At 50.9% G+C, this 4,249-nt stretch carries 4 pseudogenes; 1 reads left to right on the top strand and 3 read right to left on the bottom strand.

Annotated features, from left to right (window positions below):
- Nucleotides 1-454: pseudogene (locus tag CBW42_RS14290) on the bottom strand (MFS transporter); the annotation flags it as partial.
- A gap of 415 nt (nucleotides 455-869) precedes the next feature.
- Here CBW42_RS14290 and CBW42_RS14280 point away from each other — a divergent pair.
- Nucleotides 870-1,467, top strand: a pseudogene (locus tag CBW42_RS14280) (DUF4368 domain-containing protein); the annotation flags it as partial.
- A gap of 168 nt (nucleotides 1,468-1,635) precedes the next feature.
- Here CBW42_RS14280 and tet(W) read toward each other — a convergent pair.
- Both tet(W) and CBW42_RS14270 read right to left on the bottom strand, forming a co-directional pair.
- Nucleotides 1,636-3,285 (bottom strand): annotated as a pseudogene (tet(W), locus tag CBW42_RS14275) (tetracycline resistance ribosomal protection protein Tet(W)); the annotation flags it as partial.
- A gap of 404 nt (nucleotides 3,286-3,689) precedes the next feature.
- Nucleotides 3,690-3,818 (bottom strand): annotated as a pseudogene (locus CBW42_RS14270) (PTS transporter subunit EIIC); the annotation flags it as partial.
- Between the last annotated feature and the right edge of the window lie 431 nt (nucleotides 3,819-4,249).

Genomic DNA, 4,249 nt, shown 5'->3' with positions numbered 1-4,249 from the left:
TTTCCCAGCAGTGTGCCAGCACCACGCCAGAACGCCGCCGATTTGCCCCATTTGACTGCCCGCAGGACACCTTGTCTATGGGTTTGTCCTCTTCCTCCGAGGCAATCCACGCCTCCAGAGCGCCGTGATGAAGGTATCACCGCAACCCCAGACAACCTGGGCCAGCAGAACCGGCGCGAACCACGGTAGCGCCCTCCATCAGAAAGCCCCGTAGAGGAACATTCCAATCAGCACCGAGCGCCGACGGCTATACAAATCCGCCACCACACCGGTGGGTATCTCGAACAGAAAGCAGGAGGTCTCCAGAACCGTCCCTACCAGGACAAGCTGGAAAGCATCCAGCTGCCCACCTCCAGGTACACGATGGAAAGCACTGTGGACATAGAAACCGCCAGGAACAGACAAATCGGAACAGCAGGTAGACAGAATATGCCTTTGAATTTTTAGCAAACATGAAGTTACATTCTCCTAGTATAATAATGGTGTAGTCAAGAACGACTACTGGTTAATAGTTACAAAGTCCAATCTAATAAATCTATATAGATATAACGGAAGGAGGAGTTCCCCTCCATCAGAAGTTATAGGACATATTACCGTGTCTGAGGTTTCCTTAATGCACCAGACAAAATATAGAGGTATAATCACTGAAGGCAGGATCATTGACGTTTCCTCCTTGGGAGCCGGCCTTCTGGCTGGCGATACCTCTTAGAAAGTCTGTCAATCCTTTCGGTGGTGATTTATGTTTTGGCTGGTTGGAAGCCTCAGGCTATACCTGTATAAGCCGCTAGGTTGTGTATCCACCCTTTGGAATTGGATGCCTGCCGGAAAGGATATTACTATGCACTATCAAAAAGTACTCAAGATGCCTGAAGCGCAAGCAGGACTGTTATATCTGCGGCAACTACAAGAAACGCACCCATGACTGTACGGCGCACTTTATCCGCACCGACCTCTTGACCGCTGGTGTACTCTCCAATCTGCGGAAAGTGACCAGCTATGCGGCAAAGCATGAAGCCCGGTTTATGAAGCTCCTGATTGAGCAGAACGAGGACGGGGCAAGCGCAGGAACGCCGCCAAGAAAAAGGAGCTGGAAGCCACCGAGAAACGCATAGCCGAGTTATCCGCTATCTTCAAGCGGCTGTATGAGGACAGTGTGACYGGGCGCATATCAGACGAGCGTTTCACAGAGCTGTCGGCAGACTATGAAGCAGAACAACGGGAGCTGAAAGAAWGAGCCGCCGCTATCCAAGCGKAGCTTTCCAAAGCACAGGAAGCCACCGTGAACGCAGAAAAGTTTATGAATGTTGTCCGGCGGCATACCAGCTTTGAAGAACTTACCCCTACTCTGCTGCGGGAGTTTGTAGAGAAAATCGTTGTGCATGAGTGCAGCTATGACGAGAACAAGACCCGCAGACAGGACATTGAGATTTATTATTCTTTGTTGGCAAGGTGGACTTGCCCGAATAACCGCCCGACCTATCCGACACAAGAGCTAAGTGCCGGATAGGAACGGCAAAATTTTACACTTCTATTACTTCTTTATCGCACATCAATATACATTTAGGGGGTGAAAAAGCCTTATTTCGCGCGTTTTCAAGCCTCGTTTTCGGTGGGGTAATATAAAAACCCTTATCTTTACATTACCTTCTGAAACATATGGCGCACCTTGTCCAGGCGGCTGTTTGGACGGCGGGGCTGGATGACCGGCTGACCGACAGCGGCCTGATATCCTTTCAGCTCTGTAAGGCATACGCTCCGCCCGTTGGTGTAAAAGGCCAGATCAGTACGGTATGCCTGTATACAGCGGGCGGGAATCTCGCCAGTAAAGACAACTTCATCCTTTTTTACCTGGGCCGTTTCGATGGTGGCACAGTATTTCGGTGCATCATGATAAGCCCTGGAAAGGTATTCCTGGGGCGCATAGAGGATGAAGGAGAGATAAGGTTCCAGCAGCTGCGTCCCCGATTCCTTCAATGCCTGTTCCAATACAATCGGGGCCAATGAGCGGAAGTCCGCCGGCGTGCTGACCGGACTGTAATAAAGCCCGTATTCAAAGCAAATCTTACAGTCCGTTACGTTCCAGCCGAACAAGCCCTGCTCCAGCCCGTAACGGATACCATCCCTGACAGCGTTTTGAAAACTCTGGTTCAAGTATCCCAGCGAAACCCGGCTCTCGTATTGTACACCGGAGCCAAGCGAGAGTGGTGTAACAGACAGTCCTATGGATGCCCAAAACGGGTTGGGCGGCACCTCGATATGGATGGTGTGGCTGGCTGCTTTGAGCGGCCGCTCCATATAAATGACGGAGGGTTCCTTTACCACTGTTTCAAGCTTGTATTTTTCCGACAGCAAAGCGGAAACAACCTCCAACTGCACCCGGCCCAAAAAAGAAAGAATGATCTCATGGGTGATGGAATCCACTTCGCAACGCAAAAGCGGGTCAGTATCCGCAAGTTGCGTAAGAGCGTCCAGCAGCCGTTCTCTTTGCGCTGCCGTTTTCGGCGCAATCGTCGTCCGCAGCATGGGGAGGGGGTCCTCGCGCCACCTTTTACGAGGGAGCCGGGTTTGGTCCCCTAATACATCGTTTAACCTCACGCTGTCGCTGGGAAGGATAACAATTTCACCCTGATAAGCGGTGTCTGTCCGAACAATTTCCCCTTTGGATGGAATACGCATCTCTGTGATTTTCAGCTTTTCTCTCCCGGCCAGGGCCACCGTATCCCGCAGGCGCAGCGTTCCGCTGTATAACCGTAGATAGACACGCCGCTGGCCGCAATCGGTGTACTCAACCTTGAAAACGCTGCCGCATAGGGCGGCGCCCCCCTGTTCCCCAATCGGTTGGAACAGCCCTGTCACCGCATCCATCAACGGTTGAATGCCAAGGCCATTTTTAGCGCTGCCATGATAGACTGGGAACAGGGAGGCGTCTTGAACCCGCTGCTGTTCCTCCCGCGCAAGTTTTTCCCGGCTGATTGGTTCTCCTGCGATATACTTTTCCAATAATTCATCGTTATTTTCGATGACCGCATCCCATGCTTCTATGTCGGTATTTTCCTCCAGGACTATTTCCGGGGACAGCGACACCGTCTGCTTGATGATAATATCGGCGGAGAGCTTATCCCGAACAGACTGAACCACGCTCTGCAAATCAACGCCAGCCTGGTCGATCTTGTTGATAAAGATAACGGTGGGAATGTTCATTTTCCGCAGGGCATGGAACAGAATACGGGTCTGGGCCTGCACGCCATCTTTAGCGGAGATCACCAAGATGGCCCCATCTAAAACMTGTCTCWWAKASACRKCTWYWCMKMGMSAAAAAATMYAKGTTGGGMGTAYCCWYAYDTKARMTKTRYATMWGWGMCAGCKGMWGSWMGTKACWSMACAGCKTGATCAYKTMMTCCAMCTKCTTCGSATCGCARMMWCWCTTGRTCGCRWSCTYGTWRTCYCKTTTGAMCTSCCCTTCGAAAWGGCTCCGCTGGCWTATAGCAKKCWGCKCCGTCMWGGTCGWCTTMHASACRTCTAGATGTGTATAAGAGACAGGGATATTACTATGCACTATCAAAAAGTACTCAAGATGCCTGAAGCGCAAGCAGGACTGTTATATCTGCGGCAACTACAAGAAACGCACCCATGACTGTACGGCGCACTTTATCCGCACCGACCTCTTGACCKSTSTCTTATACACATCTATACWTAACGATACCGACAACCAGATAGACAACTGCGGAAATAATCGGGACAAAGCGCGTGCCGCCGAAGAAGGACAGCACCTGCGGCAGTTCAATCTTATAGAACTTATTGTGCAGCGCCGCAACACCGCTGTCTCTTATACACATCTCTCCCACAGATCGGGCATATAAAGCCCTTGCGGGWSTWGTMATRGSBTTWGSYRKTCYTYGCTYCGCTCATRGTGNBVTACGTSKCCCGCTCCCGTCCTCTATGGTGTAGTAGCCCTCTCCCATAACTTCGTTATAGCCCTCAAGGATAAGCCTACTCTTTACAGGCTCGGCTATATATTTTTTTCTGATCGCCTTTAAGGGGTTAGGCTTTGCCGGGTTTGTTTGGAGTTGCTTAGTATAAAAGTTTATGCCCCTCTCAATAAGAGCGGCTAAACTGTCTCCTCTCTCTGTCCCGTCTTCATCGTAAAGCCATTTTTTTAGCCCCGCTTCCCTTGCGTCCCGGTATTGCTTCTCTGTCATAATGGCGGGGAGCTGTTCTRCTRTCTCTTATACACATCTAGTCTATTTCA

The sequence above is a fragment of the Butyricicoccus porcorum genome, from assembly GCF_002157465.1.
GTDB classification, from domain to species: domain Bacteria; phylum Bacillota; class Clostridia; order Oscillospirales; family Butyricicoccaceae; genus Butyricicoccus_A; species Butyricicoccus_A porcorum.
Note: the sequence above shows the minus strand (reverse complement) of the source record. Positions and strands in the feature narration are given on the sequence as shown.